The sequence below is a fragment of the Paenibacillus sp. 7541 genome, assembly GCF_002276395.1.
GTDB lineage: Bacteria > Bacillota > Bacilli > Paenibacillales > Paenibacillaceae > Paenibacillus_AQ > Paenibacillus_AQ campinasensis.
Map to the genome: position 1 here is coordinate 64906 of NZ_NQLZ01000003.1, position 24532 is coordinate 89437.

Consider the following 24532-nt stretch of genomic DNA (forward strand, 5'->3'; position numbering starts at 1 on the left):
GATACAACCAATATAGCGGATAGTATCATAACCAGGAAAGGAGCCATCTCCCATGAAACATATGCTATCCTTTCAAATCGATGTGCCCGAGCCATTTCGCTTCTCGGAAAATTTGAACTACCTCTCCAGATCGCCCAATGAATGCCTGTACCAGATCCGGAGCGATCGAATCTATCGCGCCCTCCCTGTTCAAGGGAGCGCTGTCGTGATGGACGTCGGAGCGGATGCCGACGGGCAGGCCATCGCCGTCCGACTGCTCGGGGATCCCGATTCCCCTGTCGATCAGTTGCAGTTGCAGGCCCAGGCGGAGGCTTACGTTCGGGAATGGTTCGACCTGGACACCGACCTGGCCCCGTTTTATGAACAGACGGAAGCTGACCCGCTGCTGGGGAAAGCCATCAAGGCGTTCTACGGATTGCGCTTGATCGGGATTCCGGATTTGTTTGAGGCGATCTCCTGGGGCATCATTGGCCAGCAAATTCATCTGGGTTATGCTTATACCCTCAAGAGACGTTTGGTGGAAGCCTACGGGCACAGTGTGGAGCATGAGGGCAACACCTATTGGCTGTTTCCGAAAGCCGAGGATATCGCCCGCTTGGAGGTCCAGGATCTGCAGCCGCTTAGAATGACCGTCAAAAAATGTGAATATCTGATCCACACCGCCCGGTTGATCGCTGACGGAAGCTTAACCAAACTACAGCTTATGAATGCCGGCAGCCTGAAGCTGGCGGAGAAAAGGCTTGTCAACATCCGGGGTATCGGACCCTGGACCGCCCATTATGTGCTGATGCGCTGCCTGCGAATGCCGGATGCGTTCCCGATTGACGATGTCGGTCTTCACAATGCGATCCGGCACCTTCAGGGGATGGACCGGAAACCGACCAAGGCAGAGATAATGGAGCTGTCCTCCCGATGGTCGGGCTGGGAAGCTTACGCCACCTTCTATCTGTGGCGCTTTCTGTATTAACACTTGTCACAGACAGCAAACAGGGAAATCCCTCGCCCCGGCGCACATCATGCGGCCAGGCAAGGGATTTCCCTGTTCGTTTTCGCTATTAAGTCAGGCCGGTCCCGGCCCGCCCAAACTACTCGATAAAGTACAATTTGCCGTCCACCTCAAGCGAGATGGCCGACTGGGCCAGGTCATCCTTGAGCTGCTTGGCATAGTCGACAACCTGGTCGATAGCCGCCTTGTCAAGCTTGTCCGTAAATGCATACACAATCGTTACGTTCTCCTTGATGAGCGTGCCTTTATCGTCCACCCATGCGCCTTCACCCGGAATCGCCGTAGCTCCGCCGAACCAGCTGGACAGCTGGGTCAAGGTCTGATCGACAAACTTCTGATGCGCTTCCTCTGTAATCGGAATATCTCCTTTTACGGTGGAAGGCACATACACCTTGACGACATGACTCAGATGGAACTGGTCCTTCAGCGCACTTTGCGTAATCGCCGCTGCAGACGAATCCCCCTCTGCACTATACGACTGCTGTACCGGTAGAACCAGCAATGTCAGCAGTACACCGCAGGCCAGCGCAAGCGCCCATATTCTCTTTTTCATCCCCGATTTCTCCCTTATGTATGAATTTTCTCACTCATTATATAATGGAGCATTGCGAGCAGCAATGAAAACCTTGGAAATCGAGGGAGGGCAGCCTCGAATAAGAAAGCCGGCTCTCCAGAATACTCGCGGCGGAGCATCGGCGGCTCTTCTTACCGGCTACGCTTGCAATTGACCGATCCAGGTCAAGCTTTCCACCGCCTGATGATCCATACTGCCGTTCAGAATCGCCTGCACATCATTCAGCGTATCGTGAAGCGCGACACGCACCCCTTTTATCCCCGTGTATGGCTCAGCAATTACAAATGGCTGTGTAAGATAGGCTTCCAGCCGTTCTCCACGCTCATAAGCCGTAAGCTCTGCCGCCGGGATGCCCTGAACGCCCCGTACATTGACAAGGGAGCGCAGCTCGCGGTAACGCCGCAGCAGCTTCTGTGCACGCTGTTGAACGATATGATGCAGCTGATCCAGATGGCTGCCCTCCAGAACAGAGGAGGTGGAATGAAGCGGATGGACCGCCGGAAATTTATGCCTTGCTGCCAAATCGGCATCGAATACCCACAGCGTTTCAAGCGGCCCGTACGGCATGTCGTCGTCGACAACAGCTCCCTTCAGGTCGACCAGAAACGTGGTCACATTGTGAATGCCCTCCTGCTGCAGCCGCTCCTGAAGCTCATAGATTTCGCCTGTCAGCACATGCTCGCGATCGGCCGCGAACATAATCTCAGCCCCTGTTCCCATCTCCATGATCAGATTGTAGGTGTCATCGATCGAATGGGTAACATGTTGAACGTCATCCAGCATATCCTTCAGCTCCGGATACTCCCCATTGGGCTTTAACAGAATGGTGGCGTACCCGTCCTGCTTAAACCGGTGAAACAGCTCGCCGAGCAGCACCAGCTGTCCCATTCCGGGGCGGGCGACCAGACCCACAGTACCGCCTTTTGCCAAAGGGGCAAATAGATCCAGCGGTTTGATGCCCGTTTCAATCATCTCCACGCTTTCCCCGCGCAGAATCAGTTCATCCAGGCTGCATTTTGCCAGAGATGCCAATGCGGCAATGGTGCGGACTTCCGCCCGGCCAACGGGAATTTTCCCTGTGCATAAGTTGGAGACTGTGGCCGGCCGTAATCCGACAGATTTGGCTGCACTGGTCAGGTTTGGAACCCTTTGTCGTAACAGTGACACATTCAGCTTCAGATTGTCCAAGTGCTTACACCCTTTTTTAGTATAGATTCATGGTTCTTCCTAAAGGCTGGTTAGGAAAGAGTCTGCGGTGCGGACAAACAGATCCGCATCCGGTTCAAAAAGATTATGATCATGCTCCTCAAACGCCACGATTCTTGCCTGAGGCAGAACTCGCTTATATTGTTCCACTGCTTCTAATGATAACCCGGGATGTGGTTTTACGCCACGGATTATCAGGACTGGGCAAGTCAACCGAGTTAGGTCGTTCCACATGTCTGCCTTAGTCGATTCCCGTTGCAGTGCCTGTAAAGCTGATGTCTTCATACGATCAGACAGCTTCTTCCCTCTCCAAGGAGGCAGCGAGGCGAAGAAATCCACCCATCCCGCTGGCAGCTCGGTATGAACCGCGGGATAGTCTCCGATGATCAGGCCTTGAATGCGCTCCGGATTCTGAACCGCGTAGCCTAACTGATAGGACACGCCCCGGGAGTATCCCATGAGCACAAATTGCTCAAGTTCAAGATGACGAATCGCCGCATCAATGTCGCTAATATGATCCGCGAGCGTATATCCCGAAGCGGGCGAATCACTTTGGCCCCGGCCGCGAAGCGTGACCACAACGATATGCCGGGGGGACAGCTTCTCCATCATGGTGATATAGTCCTCGCCCGACTCGGACAATCCCGGGATGATGACCAGCGAGGCTTGTTGCTTCTTAAGATCCCGATGCACCTCCGTAACGTGAATATGCACCCCTTGGTTATTGACCATAGTCTCGTGTAACTGCATACCTTAGGCCTCCTTAGAACTGTTTTTTATATTAATGAAGTATGATCAATGCGTGATCTCCGTGATTTCATCCGTCTGAAGCCATCCCCTTACACATTCACCTGAGCGCCCCAAATGGTAAAAGGGCGTGTACGCCCTTAAGGGTATTGACGATCTGGGTTACCCGCAGATCCACCGTCAAGGTGGCGTAGGCATACGCCTCCGTTCTTGAAATAGAGTAAAGCTCGGTCATGAGATCTAGCATGCCGTTTAATGCCATCCACATGGCTTCCTCCAGGTCCTCATGAAACCCCATCGTAAGCCAGCCGGCATTCGTCTTGGCTCTAGGCATCGTTATCGGCATGTCGTCTCGGACATGAAAGGTTAGACACACCTTCTCCATCGGGCATTCGAGGGCGGGACCGCTAACTTCGCCGTCCCCCTGAGCCGCATGTCCATCCCCGGTGGAGAACAGCCCGCCATCCACCGGAATCGGCAGATACAGCGTGCTGCCAGCCGTAAGCTCTTTGCAATCGAGATTTCCTCCATAGGGGCGCGGTACGAAAGTCGTATGCTGACCCCTTTCTTTCGGCGGCATGCCCATGATCCCCATGAATGGCTTCAGGCCGACGCTGTACTTGAAATTTCCGAACTGGCTCCTGCCCGTCATTGTCTGGGCATCCAACTCAAAGTCCAGCGTCACTTCTTTGGCACGGGTCATGCCCAGCTTCTCGTTCCAATCGCTCGGAAACCCTCCGGCAGAGGTCCATCCCCACGATCCGGGAACGATTTCATTAATCTGAATCTCCAATGTACGTCCGGGTTTAGCCTCCTGAATATGGACAGGCCCCAATAACGCATGCCCGAACTGCTTCTCCTGCCGCTCCGGCTTGCGCTCCGTAAACTTCGTTCTCGGCGCGTCTGGGGCGACCCGTTTCTCCAGCCCCCAAGCTGCATCTAAGGTTTGATACACGACAGTATCCCCGGACTGAATATATAGGGCCGGCTCCAGTTCCCTGCTGAAAAATCCATGAAGCGTATGAATATCCGGTTGCAGCCTATGAACCTGTGACATTCCGGCTTTCTCCCTTCACAGCTAGATTCAGCGTGGTTATTCGATGATTCGAATCCACACTGTTACTTTATAGAGTATTTATAATTACTCTTAAAGTCAATTATAATTTTCTCTTTAACGTAATTATAATTACTCTATAATTATTTTGTTACTTATTCCCCTTTGCACCAAAGGAGGTCGTTGCAGCACAAAAAAACCGTCCGCAAGCGCAGCTCCACTGCGTGGGACGGTTCAATACCCATGCTCCCTTAGGTTCTCCGGATACCTGGATTACAGGCTTGAGCGGTCTGCCGCCCAGGATGTTGCTCCATGCCCGGGAAGCGACACTGTCAATCCATCTGATCGGCCCGGAGTCTGTTCACAGCAACGCGATTGCTTAGAATACGCTTCGTACCAAGCCGCCGTCGATGCGCAGCGCCGAGCCGTTAATCGCCGAGGATTTAGGACTGCTGAGATACGTAACAAAATCCGCAATTTCCTCCGGCCGAATCAATCGCTGAATAATGGAAGTCGGCCGATTCTCCTTCATAAACCGCTGCTCGGCTTCTTCGATCGAAAGATCCTCATCCGGATACAGCGTATCCAGCATCTTTTCAACACCTTCCGTAAGCGTGGATCCGGGCATGACAGTATTCACGGTTACGCGGGTTCCTGTCGTCAGTTCGGCCAAGCTCCGGGAAAGAGACAGCTGCATCGTCTTGGTTGCGCTGTAATGCGCCATCTCCTGGGAAGGCATGATCGCGGCCTCACTGGCTATAAAGATGACCCGCCCTTCATTACGATGGATCATGTTTTGCAGATAGTGCCTGGACAGCCGGACCCCGCTCATAATGTTGGTTTCAAAAAACTTGAACCATTCCGAATCCGGAATATCAAAAAACGCAGCAGGTTCAAAAATCCCCAGATTATTGATCAGAATATCAACGACCGGGGCGGCTTCCCTTACCTGATGACAACCCTCCTCCGTACCGAGATCCGCCACAACATAACGAATCTCGGCATCCGGATGCACAGCGTGAATGTCATGAATGGTCTGTTTTACCTTGTCCTCATGTCTTCCATTAACAATGACGGACGCTCCCTCGGCTGCAAGCGACATCGCAACCGCTTTGCCAATGCCGGAAGTCGAGCCTGTTACCAATGCGACTTTTCCCTTCAATTCCAAATTCATATCAAGATCTCTCCCTTCTTTTAATATAGGGGACCCTCCCGATTTCCTTCATTACCGCCCGAGACCAGAAGAGCCACACGACGACACTTGCGTAAAGGGCAGGTGATCAAAAATCAAATTTATCCGGGTCCGGACCGACCCGGCGGTCCTGGTTCAGACTGTCGATGCGCCGCATTTCGTCAGCGGTCAGCTCGAAGTCGAAGACTGCGCTATTCTCGATGATGCGATGTTCTCGAATCGATTTCGGAATGGTCACAACGCCGTTTTGCAGATCCCAGCGCAAAATAATTTGGGCTACCGATTTGTTGTATTTCGCCGCGAGTTCCTGAAGTTCCTCCTGTTCCAGCAACTGCCCCTGCATCAGTGGTGACCAGGCTTCCAGCTGGATTCCGTGCGCCCTGCAGAACGCATGCAGCTCCTTCTGCGTCAGTCTGGGGTGATATTCCACCTGATTGACCATCGGCTTGATGGTTGAATCTTTCATCAGTTCCTCCAGATGATGGATATGAAAATTGCTGACACCGATCGCTCTCACCCTGCCCTGCTTATACAACATTTCCAGCGCGCGCCAGGCCTCCTTATATTTCCCTTCAACCGGCCAATGTATAAGGTACAGATCCAAATAACCGAGCCCGAGCTTGTCCAGGCTTTGTTCATAAGCAGCCAGCGTCGCTTCATACCCGAGGTCGGAATTCCACACTTTCGAGGTGACGAATAGCTTATCCCGTTCAAGTCCCGCAGCTTCCAGTCCTTCCCGGATTCCCTGTCCTACCCCCTGTTCATTCCCATAAATCGCTGCCGTATCAATACTGCGATACCCGTTCATGATCGCCGTTCGCACGGCATCAACCACTTCGGAACCCTCCTCTACTTTAAAAACGCCAAGTCCCAGCCAGGGCATCCGAACGCCATTGGATAACGTTGTTGTATCTTTCAAGCCTTGTATATTCATTACTTAATCCCTCCATATGTGTATGGGCACGCGATGTACAGCACGCCGCCTTCTGTTAGATCCTGCTGCCTCTTGAGCTTCCACTTCAAACTTCAGCAGGCCGCGTCGCCTTCCCGGACGCGTCAAGCTGCCCGTTTATATACAGCTGTATAATGATGGGGTATGGTTTCAATCAGCATGCAAATGTTATTATGGTACCAACGGTGCGAAGTGTGAAGAACGTACTTTTTTGTAACATAGTTACCTTGAAGTATCGTAGATACTTTTTAGTGCCTATAAAGAATGGAGGAAACCGCATGCAGACGAGAAAATACAACATCGGCGTCGAAGCCGCCCTGGACGTGATCGGTGGCAAATGGAAGTGCGTCATTCTATGTTATTTGACACGCGGCCGGAAACGGACCAGTGAACTGAAGCGGCTGATGCCGCAAATCACCCAGAAAATGCTGACACAGCAGCTGCGGGAACTGGAGCAGGATGGGGTCATCAACCGCATCATTCATAACCAGGTTCCTCCCAAAGTGGAGTATGAGCTTAGTGAATACGGATGGAGTCTTCAGGGAATTCTGGACGCCTTGTGCGCTTGGGGAGAGAATCATATCGACAGAGTTTATGGTGACAAACTCACCATGTTGGAGGATAATGTTTTCACCGAGGAATTAAAGTCTCAGGACAACGGGAAGATCGCGGAGTAGAGAGGTCAACACATAGCTGCCTCCGGTAAGATTTGATATATGAAACAGGTGAAAATTAGTGACCACAACAAATCATAACCATTCTGGAGGGCGGCTGTTCACCTCCGTCGTTGGCACATGGATCAAGTGGCTGGTGCTGGGAAGCTTTGCCGGGCTGTTGACCGGGAGCGCATCGGCGCTGTTTCTGTACAGCCTCGAATATGTGACCGAGCTGCGCCTCGGCAGCCCCTGGCTGCTGTTTCTGCTGCCACTCGGCGGAGCGGCCGTCAGCTACATGTACAACAAATATGGTCTGAACAGTGCCAAGGGCAACAATCTGATCATTGAACAGATTCACGGGGGGCAAGAATCCATTCCGCTGCGCATGGCTCCGCTGGTGCTAGTCGGGACGCTGGTCACGCACCTCTTCGGCGGTTCGGCCGGCCGGGAAGGCACTGCGGTACAGATGGGCGGCAGCTTGACCGAATGGCTCGGCAAGCGATTCCGCGTGAGCAAGCTTGACCGTAAAATACTGCTGATCTGCGGCATCAGCGGCGGCTTCGGCTCCATATTCGGAACCCCGCTTGCCGGTACCCTGTTCGGCCTGGAGGTGCTGGCGATCGGGATGATCTCCCACCAGGCGCTGCTGCCAGCCTTTATATCCAGCCTGATCGGACATTTCACGGCGGAATCGCTCTGGGGCGTAATCCATGTCCACTACCCGATGGGCAGCGTTCCCGCATTCGAACCGCTTGTCTTCCTGAAGGTGCTGCTTGTCTCCATGCTGTTCGGTCTGGCCAGCAGAATGTTCAGCGAGCTGACACATGCCTTGAAGAAGGGATTCAGCTACCTATTCAGCAATCCGATGCTGCGAAGCGCAGCAGGCGGCGTGATCATCATCGGACTTGTCTATCTGGTCGGAACCCGCGATTATCTCGGGCTGGGGCTCCCCCTGATCGAAAGGGCGTTTTCCGGCGAAGCCACTCCCCTTGATTCGCTCGGCAAAATGCTGTTCACATCCCTGACGCTCGGGGCAGGCTTCCAAGGCGGTGAGGTGACCCCGCTGTTTGCCATCGGGGCTACGCTTGGCAGCTCCCTCTCAAGCTGGATTGGCTTGGCCGCCCCATTTCTGGCCGCGCTTGGCTTCATTGCGGTATTCAGCGGAGCAACGAACACACCGATCGCCTGCTTTATTATGGGCGTTGAACTGTTCGGCGCTGACGGCGCCGTCTACATGTTCATGGCCTGCATCATCAGCTACCTGTGCTCCGGCCACTCGGGAATATACACTTCCCAGCGCATCGGGGTGTCGAAGCACCCGTGGATCAGCCTTCCCGAGGGCATGACACTGGGCGGGATAAAGGCCGAACGGAACCGGACCCGGGTCCAAGACAACGCTGACCAGGACCACCATAACGAACCGTCATAACATTTCTTGATCGACAGAAAGGACGAATCCCGCTCGGCCTGAGCTTTAGGATTCGTCCTTTCTCTATCTTTCGATTCTGTTGTTGGGACAAGCTCCCCGGATTACACCGTGGACTTGCGAAGCATGAAGAGTGAGCCGATCGCCATCAGCAGCGCCCCTGGCAGACACCATAGCGACAGCTCAAACGCAGTCTTGCCGATAAACCACTCGAACACCGGCATCCACCCGTCAAAGGCTGTGACAATCACGCCGGCTGCCGACAGCAGGATGAAAATCCCTGCCAGGAATATAAAGGTTTTCAGCCCCCGGTAGCGGAGATAGAAGCTGCCTATCAGCATTCCCAGCATCGCGAACGTAATCAGCAGAATGGCAAACACGGTAAATTGAGCCAGGATCGATCCATCATTCAAGTAAGGCAGATGGAAGAAATGCATGCGTTCCCCCCAGCCATTGGTCCATTTCTCAAGCGAAGACAGAAGCAGCAGCAGAATAGCGGTAAATATGCTGATCCCGATTATAAGGATCACCGTGCCGGTATAAAAGTCGGTTCGTCGAATGCTGAAGCCTAACGAAAATGGAAACAGTTGCACAACCCCTATAAGTGCACCGACAAACATGTAAATAAACATCGTGGCGAGCCCGCCAGTATAGAACTTCTCCCCATTGACTATGAAACCGATCAACAGATTGACGATAAAACTGAACATCATAATTGCCCACGGCAGGTAGAACCAGCCTAATTTCTGTTTCATGTGAATATGAATGACTCTGTTTACCTGGTTCATCCCCGGTTCACCGCCTTTTCAACTCTGGTTAAACTGACAATGAGATCTTGAAGGGACACAGCCGAAGTCTTCAGGCCCGCTTGCTCGGCCTCCTGCTGAATGGCGCCCCCTGTCTCTCCCATCACCGTCGCCGAGATCATGGAAGCGAACGGCTCACGTCGAATGACCTTTTTGCCCTGAACAAAAGCCTCCACCTTGTCCGCAGGACCGACCACCGTGCAGGCGCATCCACGCAGCTCCTCACTCTCTGCATCAAGAATGACTCTCCCCTGGTCGATCACAATGACGTGCTCCAGCAGGCGGCTAACCTCGTCAATCAGATGCGTGGACAATACCACCGTGCGCGGATAACGGGTGTAATCTTCAATCAGATGATCATAGAACATTTCTCTTGCAACGGCATCCAGGCCAAGATACGGCTCGTCAAAAATCGTAAGCGGCGCCCGGCTGGCAAGCCCGACCACAATTCCGACCGAGGATAGCATCCCTCGGGACAGTTTCTTCACAATCCGCTTCCGTGGCAGGCGAAATTCCTCCATCAGCTCGTTGGCATACGCTGCATCCCAGTTCGGGAATATCGTGGATGCCACATCCAGTACATCTTTGACTGTAAAGTAATCCGGATACCGCTGCCCTTCTTTAATAAAACAGATGTTCCGCAGGACCGCCTCGTTCTCGTACGGGCTCTGCCCAAACACCTTCACTTCCCCGCTCGTCGGGAATAACTGTGCAGTAATCATGTGCATGATCGTTGTTTTCCCCACGCCGTTTCGGCCAAGGAACCCATATATTCTATTCTCTTCCATCCGGAAGCTCACATCATTCACTGCTGTGACATCCGTATAAGACTTGCACAACTGCCGAACCTCGACCACCGCTTGACTCATTGTCCGCTTCCCCCTCTGCGAATCATGTCTGTTAATTGTTCAGTCGTAATTCCAAGTTTCGCCGCTTCCTTCACCGTCGTGACCACATAGTGCTCGTAAAACTCCTGCTTCCGCTTCTCAATCAGCTTCTCGCGCGCACCCGTCGCTACAAACATGCCAATCCCCCTTTTCTTATACAAAATCCCCTGATCTACCAACAGATTTACCCCCTTGGCGGCAGTAGCCGGATTGATCTGATAAAAGGCCGCAAACTGGTTCGTGGACGGAACCTGCGTTTCCTCAGGCAGTCGCTCTTCTATGATGTCATCCTCGATTTTGTCGGCAATTTGCATAAAAATAGGGCGGCTGTCATCAATCTGGAATGCCATCTTCTCACCCTTTCGTCGTTCGAGTTACCCATTACCACATTGGTTAGTTACTCATGTAATTAACCATACAAGACATGAAGTTAAAAGTCAACCTGATTTTTGCCTAAACTAACCATCTCGGAAAGCCGATATAAAAGGAATGTGCAGAGGCTAAAGTTTACATTGAAAGGAAATGAACACCAGAGATGAGTAGAAGAATTACAGCGATCATGCTGTCAGCAGCATTGCTGCTGCTCGCTTGGACCACACCGGCGACAGCAAGTCAGACGCCCAAAATGATGGCGTATGTTAACCAGAACAGCCAATCGTTTATTCCTGTAGGACTGTTGAAGGAGATTGAAGGGGTTAAAGTTAATTATCAGGCTGCGGAGAAAAAGATCGAGGTTACGAGAGAGGGAACCAAACTCACCTTCTTTCTTGGACAAAAAAACGCGTTAATCAATGGCAGCAAAACACAAATTCCGGCAGCTCCTTTCATCGAGGGCAGCTCCGCCTATGTGCCGCTGCAGCCGATCAGCCGTTATCTTGGCATGCAGCTGTCCTGGGACAGAAGCAGCTCTTCCCTTGCCATTACAAGCCAGGGAGAAACCAAAGTGCTGCCTGTATTGTCCGGCTCATTCATTAACGCCGGTGCCAAGCCCGTTGTTCACAGCAAAAAAACGTTCCGGGTCGGCTCCAGATCGTTCAATACCCAGGTCGTTACCGTTTCCCTGCTGCATCCCAAAATCAAACTGGACGTTGCCTTAGCCCATAACAAGGTGGGCGCCGTTGAAGATCTTCGCAGCATCGCTAAACGCAGCGGTGCGCTGGCGGCCATCAACGGCACTTACTTTGATGCTTATACAACCGGCGCCTTCAAAGCGCCGTACGGCTATATCGCAAGCGGCGGCAGCATTCTGAAGACAGCCCCGGGAGATAACCGGAGCATCTTCATCTATGACCGCAACAACCTCGCGACCATTGTGCCTGGACTGACATTCAAGGACCGCTTTGAGGAAGGTCGGATTGAGGGCGCCATTCAAGCCGGTCCGCGGCTTCTGACTGACGGAAAGATCTCTCTTGATGTGCGCAACGAAGGCTTCAAGGATCCGAAAATTCTTAGCGGCGGCGGCGCGCGCAGTGCCATCGGCATCACGAAAGACCACAAGCTTATTCTGCTTACCACCAGCGGCGCGACCATTCCGCAGCTGGCTGAAATCATGAAGCAAGCCGGGGCTTACCAGGCGATGAATCTCGATGGCGGCGCCTCCAGCGGCCTGTACTACAACGGCTCATATTTGACCACGCCAGGCCGGCAGATCAGCAACGCCATTTTGATTCAATCGAAGTGATGAGTTTTCTATCCCCTTGAGATGGCCGGATGTCCGGCGATTCTTCAAGGGGATTTTTTACGTGCCAATCATATAAAATCCCGCTATCGCCTGCCTTGTTGTTCCAAGGCGGGACGAATAACGGGATCTGAATAGGCGGCAGCCGATCAGGTCAGATCAGGACCGGCTCCCTGGCTGGACTCGAGCTCTGCCATCGTTGTCTCGATAATAACCCGAAGCGCTGCGAGCATCGTGTCATGCGACAGTGTCGGCAGTGACGGTTTGTCTACGGCCATCTCCGTTGAAGCCGGGAAGTGGACGAAGCCGCCAATTACCGGCAAGGCATGGGACTGAATATGATACAGCAGCGAATACATCGTATTATTGCAAATATAGGTGCCGGCGGTGTTGGAGACAGAAGCCGGTATGCCCTGCTCCTTCAACTGATTGACCATCGCCCGAACGGGCAGGGACGAGAACAGGCCATCAGGCCCCCCCGGCACGATGGGCTCGTCCTGCGGCTTGGCGCCTTTGTTGTCCGTTAGGGATGCTTCTTGCGGTATATCCTTCACATTTACAGCAATTCGCTCAGGCGTTACAGCCGTTCTCCCTCCTGCCACCCCGGTTGCGATCACTGCATCCGGCTGCACCCGCTCCATCTCCCGGATCAGCAGCTCTGCGCACTCATCATAATGAACGGGAAGCAGCACCGTATGAATCTCCGCACCCGGGATCGTCTCGTTCATTATGTCCCGAATGAGCCTTTCCGTCGGATTGATGGAACTTCCTCCAAAAGGTTCAAAACCTGAAATCAGCAGCTTTTTCATCGTTGTTCATTCTCCTCATTCCCTGATAATCGTTTCTTTCATCATAGCAGATGCTCTGCTAGTTTGACCAAATCATGTGGACATGCCATGCGCCGTCCATCGGTTTAATCCAGCTCGAAAGTATAATATTATGTCATATTTGGCAAAATAAAACGTAGCTTGTGATTCAAAGGAGGTGTCCAGATGAGCACAGAAAACAACAACCAGCCGACGAAAGCGGAAGTTCAAACGACCCAATTAAACAAAATGCCGATTCCCGGAGAGAATGAAACCCATATTTCCGAGGAAGAGGTTGCCGAAGCATTCCAGCAGCAATCGACGGAGAACCGCACTTCCGGCAATCAACAATCCTAAAGCAAACTTCAACGAATCATACGTCTCACAGATGGCAGCTTCAGGGCTGAGCACTGTGAGACGTTTATATTATTCGGCGAGCCGCTAGGACCGGCTGCGGTAACGCCCCGTCCGCAATTCCTCAATATAATTGTCCAGGAACGGCATCCCGGACGAGACGGCATCCTGCACCGCCCGCTCAATATCATACGGCACCCGGACCCATTGCATGCTGAGTGCAGCGGAGGTTCTGCTGTCGTAACGGCCTTCCAGAATGACGTAGGAAGCCTGCGGCATGTCCAGCGGATTCCCCACACTGCCGGTATTAAACAGCGTCTTGCCATCCAGATGCTGGAGATAGGCATTGTGAACATCCCCATAACCGGCAACATCCGCTTCACGGTCTGACAAACAGCAAGCCGAGCCTTCGAATAACGACAGCCGCTTCTCCAGCTCATCCCACGGCTGCACCCGCTCATAGACGCTTCTCGGCGAGGCATGGAACAGCCGAACCCATTTTCCGCTCATATAAAATTCAATGCAAAAAGGCAGCTTGGCCAGCGTATCCAGCCGCTTCTGGCCCAGCTTGCGCTGATGCCACCGAAGCGCCTCCTCCTCTGTCTTACGCACGATAAAATCATCCCAGTTCCCTCTCACTATCCGTTCGCAGTTCGCTTGGATCATATCGACCGCGATATCCCCATCCGGCCCTTTCCCGATCAGATCGCCCAGGCAATAAATCACATCCACGCCTCGGCTGCGAATATCGTCCAGCACGGCCGAAAGCGCCGGAATATTGCCGTGTATGTCAGAGATGATGGCTATTCTGTCCATTGATGCTCCGCCTCCCATCAACAATGCGTTTCCATTTTACACTACGCCAACATTGCCAAAATAACAAGCGGCCACGCAGTAGCCGTGACATTCGCGCTGTATCATTTTAATTCATTATGGCTTTTTATCAACCCGATCCGTTGCGAAAGCGCCGATATCTCCTCGCAGGCATAAGAAAACCTAGCGGGAAACCCACCGCTAGGTCCTATGAGATGCGTCATCATCCATTTGTGCTCTGAACGAGGACAGGTATTGGCTGCAGTCACTGTTAGGCAGGGAGCCGCTTCCGGACTCCCCCACATGATGACCGAGACTTAATGCGTCGTCCGCTCGGAAATTTCACTCAAGGCATCGCCGGCTTCGTTTACAAAAATGTTCACTCTGGCCAGGTCGCCGATGGCAGCCATGCCCACCAGTTCACCATTCTCAACGATGGGAATACGGCGAATTTGGTGCTCAGCCATCATCCGGGACAATTCGTGAACATCCGTATCCGGCGTGCTCGTAATGACATCGGTTGTCATAAAGCTGCTGCATGTTTCTGCATTGACGTCTTTTCCGTCAGCGACACAGTTAATGACAATATCCCTGTCTGTAATCATGCCTACCACTCGTTTGCCTTCACACACCGGCACCGAACCACAGTTCACATCCCGCATAATTTGGGCTGCCGATACAATCGAATCCTCCGGCCGGCATACTCTCACGTTGTCCGTCATAATCTCGCGTGCTGTTGTCATGTTATCCTCCCGATACGATTACAGATTTTATTCGATCATTCTGTCATATTTTGTCCTGCCTGCCGGATATTATTCCAGGCCGCAAGCGTACGGGCTCCCTATCGAATGCCTGTATAATTTTTACTCACATGAAAGACATCCATGAATAATATTAATTAGTACCTGAGCCAAAAAGGATGGGAGGCTGATGAAACGTGAGGAAATACCGGATGATCGGCTTGTGGTTATGTGCAGTCATTCTGGTGCTTGCCGGCTGCACCGGAAGCTCGTCCAACGAAAAAACGAAAACGCTTACACTGTGGTACTGGAATCGAAGCCTCGATGACGGGCTGCTCAAGGCGGTAGAACAGCAGTTTCCAGGCATTCGGATCGATGCCCAGAAAATCGGCGGCGATTTCAAATCGAAGCTGAAAACAACGTTGGCTGCCGGCTCCGGAGGCCCGGATATCGTTGCATTTAACGATTGGGTTACCGAGCTGTTCGCCAGCTCCGACCGCTTCTACGATCTGTATGAGCTTGGGGCCGCCGAGATTGAAGATGATTTTCTCGATTGGAAGTGGCAGCTGGGCGTCACGCCCGAAGGCACCATGATCGCTTTGCCGATCGATACCGGGCCAACCGCTTTGTATTACCGGGCCGATCTGTTCGAGCAGGCCGGTCTGCCGTCTGACCCGGAAGAAGTGCACCGTATGCTGTCCACCTGGGAAGATTATTTTGAGGCTGGCGTGCAGCTGCAGCAGCATTTCGGCGGCTCGGTCAAACTGACCGACAACATCAGCAACATTTACAACCAGATTAACGCCCAATCCGAGACGATTTATTTTGACCGGGATGAAGAGTTTATCGGAGAGAGCTCTGCCTCCTCCATGCGCTCCGCATGGGACCTGGCCGTGAAGGCCTCGGAGCTGGGGCTGCTGGCCAACGCCAACACCTCCTCCTCCGAGTGGAACGCTGCGATCAACAATGGCCGCATCGCTTCGTTTGTCGGCGCGGTCTGGATGAAGGAGATTCTCCAGCAAGCCGCACCGGACACGACCGGCAACTGGAAGGTGGCCAGAGCGCCGGGCGGAGACGGCAACAATGGCGGCTCGTTCCTGGCAATTATGAAGTCGAGCGAGTATCCGCAGGAAGCCTTTGAGGTCATCAAGTGGATTCAAAGCCCGGACAATCAGATCCAGACCTTCAACAATATCAACCTGTTTCCGTCGGCCAAAGCCGCGCTGGAAGCCGAGTCCATGCATGTGGAAGAACCCTTTTTTGGAGGCCAGGCGACCGGCGAAATATTTACCGAATCAGCTCGCAATGTGAAGCCAGCCTACTTTGGAGCCAAGTATGCGAACATTAACGGCATTGTGACCCGGGAGCTATCCATGGTCGCCCTGCAAGGCAAGAACAGCGAGAAAGCCTGGGAGGATGCGCTTAACCGGGTAAAGAAAGAGCTTCTCCGCTAAGCCGAGTCAAGGCATGGAATATGCATTTGAGGCTTCAATGCAAGTATGGTATCAACCTTGAATCCCCTGGAGGTGACTGCCCATGAATCGACCTGTCGAGCCATCCCCGATGCCGCCGCATCAAGCGGAGGCCACGAATTCACGGAACAATCGGCGGCTGATGAGTACCATCTGGAAGCATCGCAAGGAATATTTGGCCATCTCGCCATTCTATATTTTGTTTGCGATATTCGGCCTGTTCCCGATTGGATTCTCCATGTTTCTTTCTTTTCAAAAATGGGACGGCATTTCGGAAATGTCCTTCAACGGGCTGAAGAACTATCAGTTTATGCTTACCGATCCGGAATTTTGGCGCGCCGTCTCCAATACGCTGCTGATCTGGATCTATTCCACGATTCCGATGCTGTTTTTTGCCTTGATCATCGCATTCCTGCTGCATGCCTCGTTCATGCGGTTTCGGACGTTCTTCCGGATCGGATACTTTCTGCCGAACGTGACCTCGCTCGTTGCGGTTGCGATCGTGTTCGGAACGGTATTCTCCAATAACTATGGACTGCTCAATTACGTGCTGTCTCTGGTCGGACTCGAGTCAGTGGAATGGCTGAACAAAACGTGGGGCATCCAGCTGGCAATTTCGGTCATGATCATCTGGCGATGGGTCGGCTATAACGCCATCATCTATCTGGCGGGCTTGCAGAGCATTCCGTCCGTCCTGTACGAAGCGGCCAAAATCGATGGCGCCTCGGGCCTGCAGGCGTTCTTCCGAATCACCATTCCTTGTCTGCGGCCGATCATACTGTTCACCGTCATTACATCGACGATCGGCGGCATGCAGATTTTCACGGAACCGCAGGTGCTGGTTGGCAATGACGGCGGTGTGAGCGGCGGCGGTCTTACGATCGTGCTGTATTTGTACCGCGAAGCGTTTGTGAACAACTATTTCGGTTACGGCGCTGCCGTTGGCTGGGGGATGTTCATTCTGATTGCCCTTTTCTCCATCCTGAACTGGAGAATGGTGCAGGGGAATTCGTCCAACCATTGATTTTACGGAGGTGAAGCTTATGTTCACTCGAAAATCGTTTGTGCTCTACCTCGGGCTTACGATCGGACTGCTGCTGTCCATATTCCCCTTCTACTGGCTTGTGGTGATGGCTACGCGGACGACCTCGGATATTTACAGCTATCCGCCCAAGCTGTGGTTCGGACCGCATCTGTTTGACAACATATCGCGCGTGATGGCCAGCATCGATTTTTTTGGAGCCTTCCTGAACACGTTGTTTGTTGCATCCGCTTGCACCATTCTTGTGCTGTTCTTTGATTCTCTGGCCGGGTTTACGTTTGCCAAATTTGATTTCCCGGGAAGAAAATGGCTGTTCATCGTCCTGCTTGCGACCATGATGGCTCCGGCCCAGCTCTCTCTCGTTCCGTCCTTTGTTATTATGGCGACATTCGGATGGGTGGGGACCTTTAAAGCGCTCATCATCCCCGGAATGGTAAACGCTTTCGGCATATTCTGGATCCGGCAGTACGCCCAGGAGTCCATTCCTTCGGAGCTGCTGGATGCCGGCAAAATCGACGGCTGCGGGTTCTTCCGTCTGTATTGGAACGTAGCGCTGCCGATTCTTCGTCCCGCCTTGTCGTTCCTGGCCGCCTTCACCTTCATCGGCGTCTGGAACGACTATCTGTGGCCGCTCATTATTCTCAATGACGAGAGCAAATTTACGCTTCAGGTAGCGCTGGCTTCCTTGAACGGCATCTATACGACCGATTATGCGATGGTGATTGCCGGAACGCTGCTGGCGGTAATCCCCCTCATTGTCCTCTTCCTGTTCGTCAGCAAGCAGTTTATCTCCGACATTGCGGCTGGCGCGATCAAGAGCTGAATCCAATCCCGTCTTCAGAAGCTGCCCGGACATCCGGGCAGCTCTGTTATATCCATGCGCACTAGCCCCCTCCTCCCGCTAAAATTCAACATCAACCGGACCATTGTGGTACTCTCTCATTTTTTTCATGTAACATACGAAACTCAACTAGTTATAAAGCCTGGTACATCTGTCCGAATCTCTCACCAAACTCTTCACAAACACGAATATCTTGTTTTCTTGGCCAAAGGTCATTAGAACGAACAAGACATTATAAAGGTAATATTTCTAAAAATTTCTAAAAAAATAGCTTGTGCATCTCATTTGATGAATTTATACTATACCATAAATTTACTGTTAGATAACATTTTTCATATTATATGTAATTTAATATAACATTTTGTAAATCTATCAACCGGATTCACTCATCCATGTCTGTTTATGTAAACATCCTTCATGGCTCCGTTATCCTATACCTTCTGCCGATTCTGCAATGACGAAGCCTGCTGATTTCCTCAGAATGCATCAACCAAACAGTCTTACGGTCTGAATGTCTCTCTCCTCTGTACGGCTATAATCCCTGTGCTATAAGCTCCAAGACCCGCATCCATCAATAAATTCACGATCCTGTAAAGGGGGTGATGATCAAATCTATCAAGTCTAGGGCGTGTTGTACCCGCGAATCGCGGCCGCTTCCTGTTTTCGTTGTTGGATAGGGAATTTTCGATGATTACTACTCAAAAAACCGGGTAAAAGGAGTGGGATACTAGTGTTTAAAGTTGGTAGATTTCGTAAGCCCCTAACGATGGGCCTGTCGCTTCTCCTTGCATTTACGATGGTACATCCGGTTTCTGCTGAAAATCCCGCATCGCAGAAGATCGACATGAAATCCGGCCTGGCCGAGATTTCGACCGCCAAAGTGAACGCCAAACTGAACCAGCAGTTTAAGGACAATGAATATGTCACATATCTTGTAAAAATGAAGGAACAGGTGGACACCACTCGCGTCTCCAAACAAGCGATCGAGAAAGCAGCCGTGGAGAAAATGACGCCGGCCGCCGCCAAGCTGTCGGTCAGAACCTCCGTTGTAAGCTCGCTTAGGGAGACCGCCTCCCGAACCCAGTACGCCCTGGAACAGTATCTTGAACAAGAAATTGACCGCGGCAAGGTCAAAGAATATAAAAGCTTCTTCATCGTCAATGCGCTTGCGGTTACCAGCACCAAAGAGGTGATGGAGAATCTGGCCCTGCAGCCTGAGGTGGAGAAAATCCTGCCGAATGAAGAACGCTTCCTTCAGGAAACGGTGATTGACAAATCCGTTCAGGCGCCGGACCACAAGCAGAATAGCGCTAAGGATGATCCGAAAGCCAGCAAGGACGCAGAGGCCGCTGCCCAGGCACCTGCTGCTGGCAGACCGGCGAACGGCAGCGGCGCCCAGACGGCCGTTGAACCGAAGGAGCCTGCAGCGGAATCCGCACTCAATAACAGCAATGTGGAATGGAATATCGATTATATTAACGCCCCTGCAGTGTGGGAGCGCGGGATTGACGGAACAGGCATCGTGGTGGCCAATCTGGACACCGGCGTGGACCACAATCATCCGGCTTTGGCCCGGAAATGGCGTGGACGGGATGCCTCCGGCAACATAGTCAATCCGGAGCTGAGCTGGTATGACCCGCACAGCCGCGCTTCACTCCCTGCCGATACCGATGGTCACGGGACGCACACGATGGGAACGATGGTCGGCTCTGAAGCGAACGGTGACAATATCATCGGGGTTGCTCCTGGAGCAACGTGGATTGCAGTCCGGATCTTCAATCCTTCGACGACCGATGCCATCATTCTGGACGGTGCCCAGTGGCTGCTCGCTCCTGTCGATGCTCAGGGCAATCTGCATCCGGAGCTTGCGCCAGATGTGGTGAACAACTCCTGGGGCGGCGGACCCGGGCTTGATGAATGGTTCCGGCCGATGGTGCAAGCGTGGCGAGACGCCCAGATATTCCCGGAATTCTCTGCGGGCAACACCACGCTGACGAACCCGGGCGGACCCGGATCGGTAGCCAATCCGGCCAACTATCCGGAAAGCTTTGCTACCGGTGCAACAGACATTAACGGCAATCTCGCTTCCTTCTCCCTTCGCGGCCCGTCTCCTTATGGCGAGATTAAGCCGGAGGTATCCGCGCCGGGCGTCAACATTCGCTCCGCAGTTCCTGGCGGCGGCTATGAGGGCGGCTGGAACGGGACCTCGATGGCCGGTCCGCATACGACTGCGCTGGCAGCGTTGCTGCTCCAGGCCAACCACTCGCTTACCGTGGATCAGCTGGAACAGATTATGACCGAAACGGCCACCCCGCGCACGGACAGCCAGTATCCGACATCCCCGAATAACGGTTACGGACACGGCATCATCAATGCACTGGATGCGGTCGGCTCTGTTCTCGAAGGGATCGGAACCGTATCCGGCAGAGTGGTGACGGCTGGCGACGATTTGGAGGAGCCTGTGCTGGAGCATACGCCGGTCAACTCCGCCTTCACCGGGATCGATGTCCCATTGACCGCTTACGTCTCAGACAATGTCGGCGTGGTCTCGGTTGAAGCCTTTGCCAAGACAACCGGAACGGATAACTATTTGTACCTGCCGATGCAGCGCATCGCCGGGGATAGCAAGGCCGGCACTTATACGACCGTCATTCCTGCTTTTCTGGTCGAGCCGCAAGGGCTGGAGTACTATATTCGAGTGAACGACTACGGCAACAACGGCTATGAAAGCAAGGTGTACAAGGTTGCCGTATCGAATGGCGTGAAGCCTGGCTACATCCAGGATTTTGAGGAAAGCGACCTCGGCTTCACCACCGGGGGAACAGGCAATACCTGGGCCTGGGGGGCACCAACAAGCGGTCCGGGCAGCGCGTACTCCGGGGACAAGCTGTTTGCGACCAATCTGGCAGGAAGCTATCAGGCGAATGCCAACGCCTTTTTGCTGGCTCCCCCGATTGATCTGACGGACAGTCCTGAAGGCGCGATCCTCTCCTTCAGGCACTGGTACGATTTCGAGAACAATTATGATTTCGGCAAGGTGTATATCGCTTCCGAGGATAGCGACTTCGTCTTTGAAGAAGCGTTCAGCTTTACCGGAAGCGATAGAAACTGGCGCCTGCAATATTTGGACCTGACCTCCTATGGCGGTCAGCGCGTGTTCGTCCAGTTCGTTCAGACGAGCGACGGCTCCGTGCAAAGAGACGGCTGGTATATCGATGACTTCTCCGTCCAGCCTCTGGATGATGTTGCACCGGGCGCACCCGCCAACCTCACCGCCGAGACGGACATCGTCGGCAATGTGATCCTGTCCTGGACCGCGCCCGAAGATGAGGATTTGAGCTCCTTCACCGTGTACCGCTCAACCACATCCGGCGCAGATTATGAGGCGATCGGCTCCGCATCGGCCACCTCCTATACGGATACAACAACCGCATCCGGCTCCACTTATTACTATGCGGTTGCAGCGGTCGATTTCAGCGGCAATGAGAGCGCCAAGTCCAATGAAGTATCGGTGTCCGTGAACGTCCCGGAAGATATCTTCATCGATACCTTTGACGGAGACAGCGACAACGGCTGGACTCACTCCGGAACGAATGATGAGTGGGAACGCGGCGTTCCGACCTCCGGACCAGGCCAGGCGGCCTCGCCTCCGAATGTATGGGCCACGGATCTGGACAGCAATTACGAGAACGGATCCAACTATTCGCTGGTTTCGCCTGTGATTGACCTGACAGAGGTATCTCAAGCTGCGTTGACCTTTAATCACTGGTATGAAATCGAAGGCGGTTATGATTTCGGTTATGTGGAAGCCTCCAAGGATGGCGGCAACACCTGGACGGAGCTGGGCCGCTTCTCCCACAACACGAACGGCAGACAGTGGGCCCCGGTATTCTACAATCTGGAGCCGCTGATCGGCCATGAGGCGCAATTCCGCTTCAGACTGACGTCCGACAACAGTGTGGTGCGACCAGGCTGGTACATCGACGATTTCCGGATCTTGGCGGTTGAGCCGGAGACAGCAACCAAGAACGACGTTCTGGAACTGTCCCGGGACAAAGAAAAGCCGGTCTACGATAACTCCTGGTATAAAGTGACCAGCACCGACAAATACGAGTTCAACCAGGCACAATCGTCTGCGCCGCAGCCCGCTGTGAAAACCGGCGAGATCGTGCCGCAAAGCCTGCCGGCCTATGCCACGGTCACCGTGATCGAAACAGGACGCTCGGTGAAAACCGACCCGGCTACCGGACGATACAGCTTCACACATGTTGCAGGTGACTACACATTAAAAGCGGAGGCGTACGGCTATTATCCGCAGACGCAATCGATCACGATTGCGGATGGCAGAGATGTCAGAGCCAACTTTAATCTGGAGGCGATCCCGCAGGGTCGAATCCAGGGTGTTGTCATCGACGAGCGCACCGGAGAACCGGTTGCCGATGCTGCCGTTCTTCTGGTGGAAGATCCGGCGGTAAGCCCGGCTCGCACCGATGAGAGCGGCAGCTTCACCCTCGAAGCGCTGGAGGGAAGCTACACGCTGTCCGTCAAGGCAGCCGATTACTACAGCACAACGGTAGAGGTTACCGTTCCGGGTAATGGCGTTGCCGAAGTTGCAATTGAACTAAAGCCGTTTATCGGATTCCCTGGAGAGATTGCATATGATGATGGAACCGCTGAAAATGCAAGAGCCTTTAACGCCGCTAATAATGCTTGGGCTGTCCGTATGACGCCAGAGTCAGATGTGGCGCAAGTTACCGGCGCCTCCTTCCGCTTCTGGAATACGGAATGGCCGACGCCGGGCGGAACGGCATTCCAATACGCGGTATATGACGCTTCCGGAGCTGGTGGTGCCCCGGGACGCCTGCTCGCTGGACCATTTGACGGCACCGCCCTTCGCAATGATCAATGGACAGTAGTGGAATTCCCTGAGCCTGTAACGGCAGAAGGCGATTTCTATATCGTGTATATCCAAACGGCTGCCAATCCGAACGCACCGGGCCTGGCAACGGACGAGAATGGCCCGAATGCCGGGCGCAGCTGGCAGCGGGTAAGCGGTGCGTGGTCCGCCTCCCCTGCAGAAGAGGGCAATTACATGATCCGCGCCATCGTGCGCTATCCGGTGAATGCACCTGTCATCACATCGCCTGAAGCGAACGCCTATACGAATCAGTCTGTCATTGCCGTGACAGGAACTTCTCCAGCCACCGGAGCGGAGATTCAGATCTACAATGATGATGAGCCCGCAGGTTCGACAACGGTGGACGAGAACGGGCAGTTCACCCTGGATGTTGAGCTGCACCCGGGAGCCAATACCCTGACAGCCGAAATTGTTGTCAACGGAAGAGCTACCGACCGCTCGCTCCCTGTAGTTGTAACACTCGACCAAACGCCGCCGGAGCTCAGCATTCTCTCTCCGGAGAATGGAAGCCAGATTAACGCCGAAGTTGTACGCATCATCGGCAGCGCACTGGATGATTTCCTGGACACGCTGTTCATCAACGGTCAGCCTGTGCAGCTTGACGAGAGCGGCGCCTTTAACCATCGCTTGCTGGTCGATGAAGGCGAGAATATCATTACCGTTACAGCAACCGACCTTGCCCGGAATGAAACGACGGTCACTCGCTCCGTCTATGTCAACACTTCGCTGCCGGAAATCCTCAACGTTTCGCCGGCTGAGGATGTTCACATCGCAGGCGGAGAGACGTTAACGGTGTCCTTCGACAGCGTGCCTGGGCTTGCGGCATCCTTCAGCATCCAGCTGCCGTTTGAGCTAAGCAGCCAGTCGCGCGGGGAAATACCGCTTCAAGAGGTGGCCCCGGGGCATTATGAAGGAACTTATACAACGCCAGCCTCGCTCGTGCTTGAAGGCGGCGTGATCGTCATCCGCGTGCAGGATGGCTACGGCAATGTTGCCGAGACGCAAGCGCCGGGACGTCTGTATGTAGCGGCCGGCAACAGCGGTGAGGAACCGGAGCCTGAACCCGAGCCTCCAATCCCTCCGGCAAATCTGGAGCCTGTTGCTTTGATCAACGCTCCTAGCACAGCGCGGAGAAACCAGAACATCAATTTTGACGCCCGCTCCTCCTATGATCAGGACGGCCGCATCGTCAGCTATCACTGGAACTTTGGCGATGGAAGCACCGCTGCCAAAGCCCAAGTCAAGCATAAATACAAATCTGCGGGAACCTACACCGTTCGCTTGACCGTGACTGATGACAAGGGAGCGCAAAGCTCGGCCGTTCACACCGTAATCGTCCGCAACTGATTGTAAGGTAACGGC

The 24532-nt window shown here is 53.4% G+C and carries 21 protein-coding genes; 9 read left to right on the forward strand and 12 right to left on the reverse strand.

Features of this window, described 5'->3' with window-relative positions; all coding sequences use genetic code 11:
* Positions 1-52: 52 nt before the first annotated feature.
* Entirely contained in the window at positions 53-967 is a 915-nt protein-coding gene (locus CHH75_RS02160; RefSeq protein ID WP_095397349.1) for a DNA-3-methyladenine glycosylase family protein, read from the forward strand.
* A gap of 118 nt (positions 968-1085) precedes the next feature.
* On the opposite strand, the gene CHH75_RS02165 is transcribed toward CHH75_RS02160, so the two are convergent.
* The 6 genes from CHH75_RS02165 to CHH75_RS02190 all read right to left on the reverse strand — a co-directional run bounded on the left by CHH75_RS02165 (position 1086) and on the right by CHH75_RS02190 (position 6713).
* Positions 1086-1559, reverse strand: a complete 474-nt coding sequence (locus CHH75_RS02165) for a DUF3574 domain-containing protein (protein WP_095265391.1) — start codon at positions 1557-1559, stop codon at positions 1086-1088.
* 159 nt (positions 1560-1718) lie between these two features.
* On the reverse strand, positions 1719-2768 hold the full coding sequence (locus CHH75_RS02170; RefSeq protein WP_095265392.1) for a P-loop NTPase family protein: 1050 nt from the start codon (positions 2766-2768) through the stop codon (positions 1719-1721).
* Between the two features lie 39 nt (positions 2769-2807).
* Positions 2808-3536: an alpha/beta fold hydrolase gene (locus tag CHH75_RS02175; RefSeq protein WP_141235802.1), complete on the reverse strand. Its 729-nt coding sequence runs from the start codon at positions 3534-3536 to the stop codon at positions 2808-2810.
* A 97-nt stretch (positions 3537-3633) separates the two neighbouring features.
* Positions 3634-4590 carry an acetamidase/formamidase family protein gene (locus CHH75_RS02180; protein WP_095265393.1) on the reverse strand — a complete coding sequence of 319 codons (957 nt, stop codon included), beginning with the start codon at positions 4588-4590 and terminating at the stop codon, positions 3634-3636.
* 376 nt (positions 4591-4966) lie between these two features.
* A complete protein-coding gene (locus CHH75_RS02185) occupies positions 4967-5761 on the reverse strand; it encodes an SDR family NAD(P)-dependent oxidoreductase (RefSeq protein WP_095265394.1) in 795 nt (264 codons plus the stop codon).
* 106 nt (positions 5762-5867) lie between these two features.
* Positions 5868-6713, reverse strand: a complete 846-nt coding sequence (locus CHH75_RS02190; protein ID WP_095397350.1) for an aldo/keto reductase — start codon at positions 6711-6713, stop codon at positions 5868-5870.
* A gap of 296 nt (positions 6714-7009) precedes the next feature.
* Here CHH75_RS02190 and CHH75_RS02195 point away from each other — a divergent pair, with 296 nt between their 5' ends.
* Positions 7010-7408 carry a winged helix-turn-helix transcriptional regulator gene (locus CHH75_RS02195; RefSeq protein WP_095265396.1) on the forward strand — a complete coding sequence of 133 codons (399 nt, stop codon included), beginning with the start codon at positions 7010-7012 and terminating at the stop codon, positions 7406-7408.
* 58 nt (positions 7409-7466) lie between these two features.
* A complete protein-coding gene (locus CHH75_RS02200; RefSeq protein ID WP_095265397.1) occupies positions 7467-8816 on the forward strand; it encodes a voltage-gated chloride channel family protein in 1350 nt (449 codons plus the stop codon).
* Between the two features lie 101 nt (positions 8817-8917).
* On the opposite strand, the gene CHH75_RS02205 is transcribed toward CHH75_RS02200, so the two are convergent.
* The 3 genes from CHH75_RS02205 to CHH75_RS02215 are packed head-to-tail and all read right to left on the reverse strand — an operon-like array spanning position 8918 to position 10856.
* Positions 8918-9568 (reverse strand): hypothetical protein, encoded by a 651-nt coding sequence (locus CHH75_RS02205; protein WP_255222944.1) that lies wholly within the window; start codon positions 9566-9568, stop codon positions 8918-8920.
* 29 nt (positions 9569-9597) lie between these two features.
* Entirely contained in the window at positions 9598-10488 is an 891-nt protein-coding gene (locus CHH75_RS02210) for an ABC transporter ATP-binding protein (RefSeq protein ID WP_095265399.1), read from the reverse strand.
* Positions 10485-10856, reverse strand: a complete 372-nt coding sequence (locus tag CHH75_RS02215; protein WP_095265400.1) for a GntR family transcriptional regulator — start codon at positions 10854-10856, stop codon at positions 10485-10487. Before CHH75_RS02215 ends, CHH75_RS02210 begins: the two co-directional genes overlap by 4 nt.
* A gap of 185 nt (positions 10857-11041) precedes the next feature.
* Here CHH75_RS02215 and CHH75_RS02220 point away from each other — a divergent pair, with 185 nt between their 5' ends.
* The gene (locus tag CHH75_RS02220) at positions 11042-12187 is read left to right on the forward strand and encodes a phosphodiester glycosidase family protein (protein WP_095397352.1); all 1146 of its coding nucleotides are present in this window, start codon (positions 11042-11044) and stop codon (positions 12185-12187) included.
* Positions 12188-12333: 146 nt separating this feature from the next.
* Here CHH75_RS02220 and pcp read toward each other — a convergent pair whose 3' ends face one another.
* Positions 12334-12993 carry a pyroglutamyl-peptidase I gene (pcp, locus tag CHH75_RS02225; RefSeq protein WP_095397353.1) on the reverse strand — a complete coding sequence of 220 codons (660 nt, stop codon included), beginning with the start codon at positions 12991-12993 and terminating at the stop codon, positions 12334-12336.
* Positions 12994-13176: 183 nt separating this feature from the next.
* Here pcp and CHH75_RS24730 point away from each other — a divergent pair, with 183 nt between their 5' ends.
* A complete protein-coding gene (locus CHH75_RS24730) occupies positions 13177-13347 on the forward strand; it encodes a hypothetical protein (protein ID WP_176475434.1) in 171 nt (56 codons plus the stop codon).
* 84 nt (positions 13348-13431) lie between these two features.
* Here the strand turns inward: CHH75_RS24730 and CHH75_RS02230 are convergent, their stop codons facing one another.
* Both CHH75_RS02230 and CHH75_RS02235 read right to left on the reverse strand, forming a co-directional pair.
* Positions 13432-14160: a metallophosphoesterase family protein gene (locus CHH75_RS02230; protein WP_095265403.1), complete on the reverse strand. Its 729-nt coding sequence runs from the start codon at positions 14158-14160 to the stop codon at positions 13432-13434.
* Positions 14161-14474: 314 nt separating this feature from the next.
* A complete protein-coding gene (locus CHH75_RS02235) occupies positions 14475-14900 on the reverse strand; it encodes a CBS domain-containing protein (protein WP_095265404.1) in 426 nt (141 codons plus the stop codon).
* Positions 14901-15094: 194 nt separating this feature from the next.
* Here CHH75_RS02235 and CHH75_RS02240 point away from each other — a divergent pair, with 194 nt between their 5' ends.
* From CHH75_RS02240 to CHH75_RS02255, 4 genes are all read left to right on the forward strand, one after another.
* Positions 15095-16351: an ABC transporter substrate-binding protein gene (locus CHH75_RS02240; protein WP_244908171.1), complete on the forward strand. Its 1257-nt coding sequence runs from the start codon at positions 15095-15097 to the stop codon at positions 16349-16351.
* Between the two features lie 109 nt (positions 16352-16460).
* Positions 16461-17393: a carbohydrate ABC transporter permease gene (locus CHH75_RS02245; protein WP_176475438.1), complete on the forward strand. Its 933-nt coding sequence runs from the start codon at positions 16461-16463 to the stop codon at positions 17391-17393.
* Between the two features lie 19 nt (positions 17394-17412).
* Complete coding sequence (locus CHH75_RS02250; RefSeq protein ID WP_095265407.1) at positions 17413-18234, forward strand: carbohydrate ABC transporter permease; 822 nt, start codon at positions 17413-17415, stop codon at positions 18232-18234.
* Between the two features lie 748 nt (positions 18235-18982).
* Positions 18983-24517 (forward strand): S8 family serine peptidase, encoded by a 5535-nt coding sequence (locus CHH75_RS02255; protein WP_095397354.1) that lies wholly within the window; start codon positions 18983-18985, stop codon positions 24515-24517.
* Positions 24518-24532: the final 15 nt, after the last annotated feature.

Bases quoted from the DNA above. Each gene is read 5' to 3' on its own strand.
- CHH75_RS02160 (WP_095397349.1), top strand. From the start codon at position 53: ATGAAACATATGCTATCCTTTCAAATCGATGTGCCCGAGCCATTTCGC.
- CHH75_RS02165 (WP_095265391.1), bottom strand. From the start codon at position 1,559: ATGAAAAAGAGAATATGGGCGCTTGCGCTGGCCTGCGGTGTACTGCTG.
- CHH75_RS02175 (WP_141235802.1), bottom strand. From the start codon at position 3,536: ATGCAGTTACACGAGACTATGGTCAATAACCAAGGGGTGCATATTCAC.
- CHH75_RS02180 (WP_095265393.1), bottom strand. From the start codon at position 4,590: ATGTCACAGGTTCATAGGCTGCAACCGGATATTCATACGCTTCATGGA.
- CHH75_RS02185 (WP_095265394.1), bottom strand. From the start codon at position 5,761: ATGAATTTGGAATTGAAGGGAAAAGTCGCATTGGTAACAGGCTCGACT.
- CHH75_RS02190 (WP_095397350.1), bottom strand. From the start codon at position 6,713: ATGAATATACAAGGCTTGAAAGATACAACAACGTTATCCAATGGCGTT.
- CHH75_RS02195 (WP_095265396.1), top strand. From the start codon at position 7,010: ATGCAGACGAGAAAATACAACATCGGCGTCGAAGCCGCCCTGGACGTG.
- CHH75_RS02205 (WP_255222944.1), bottom strand. From the start codon at position 9,568: ATGAAACAGAAATTAGGCTGGTTCTACCTGCCGTGGGCAATTATGATG.
- CHH75_RS02210 (WP_095265399.1), bottom strand. From the start codon at position 10,488: ATGAGTCAAGCGGTGGTCGAGGTTCGGCAGTTGTGCAAGTCTTATACG.
- CHH75_RS02215 (WP_095265400.1), bottom strand. From the start codon at position 10,856: ATGGCATTCCAGATTGATGACAGCCGCCCTATTTTTATGCAAATTGCC.
- CHH75_RS02220 (WP_095397352.1), top strand. From the start codon at position 11,042: ATGAGTAGAAGAATTACAGCGATCATGCTGTCAGCAGCATTGCTGCTG.
- pcp (WP_095397353.1), bottom strand. From the start codon at position 12,993: ATGAAAAAGCTGCTGATTTCAGGTTTTGAACCTTTTGGAGGAAGTTCC.
- CHH75_RS24730 (WP_176475434.1), top strand. From the start codon at position 13,177: ATGAGCACAGAAAACAACAACCAGCCGACGAAAGCGGAAGTTCAAACG.
- CHH75_RS02230 (WP_095265403.1), bottom strand. From the start codon at position 14,160: ATGGACAGAATAGCCATCATCTCTGACATACACGGCAATATTCCGGCG.
- CHH75_RS02235 (WP_095265404.1), bottom strand. From the start codon at position 14,900: ATGACAACAGCACGCGAGATTATGACGGACAACGTGAGAGTATGCCGG.
- CHH75_RS02245 (WP_176475438.1), top strand. From the start codon at position 16,461: ATGCCGCCGCATCAAGCGGAGGCCACGAATTCACGGAACAATCGGCGG.
- CHH75_RS02250 (WP_095265407.1), top strand. From the start codon at position 17,413: ATGTTCACTCGAAAATCGTTTGTGCTCTACCTCGGGCTTACGATCGGA.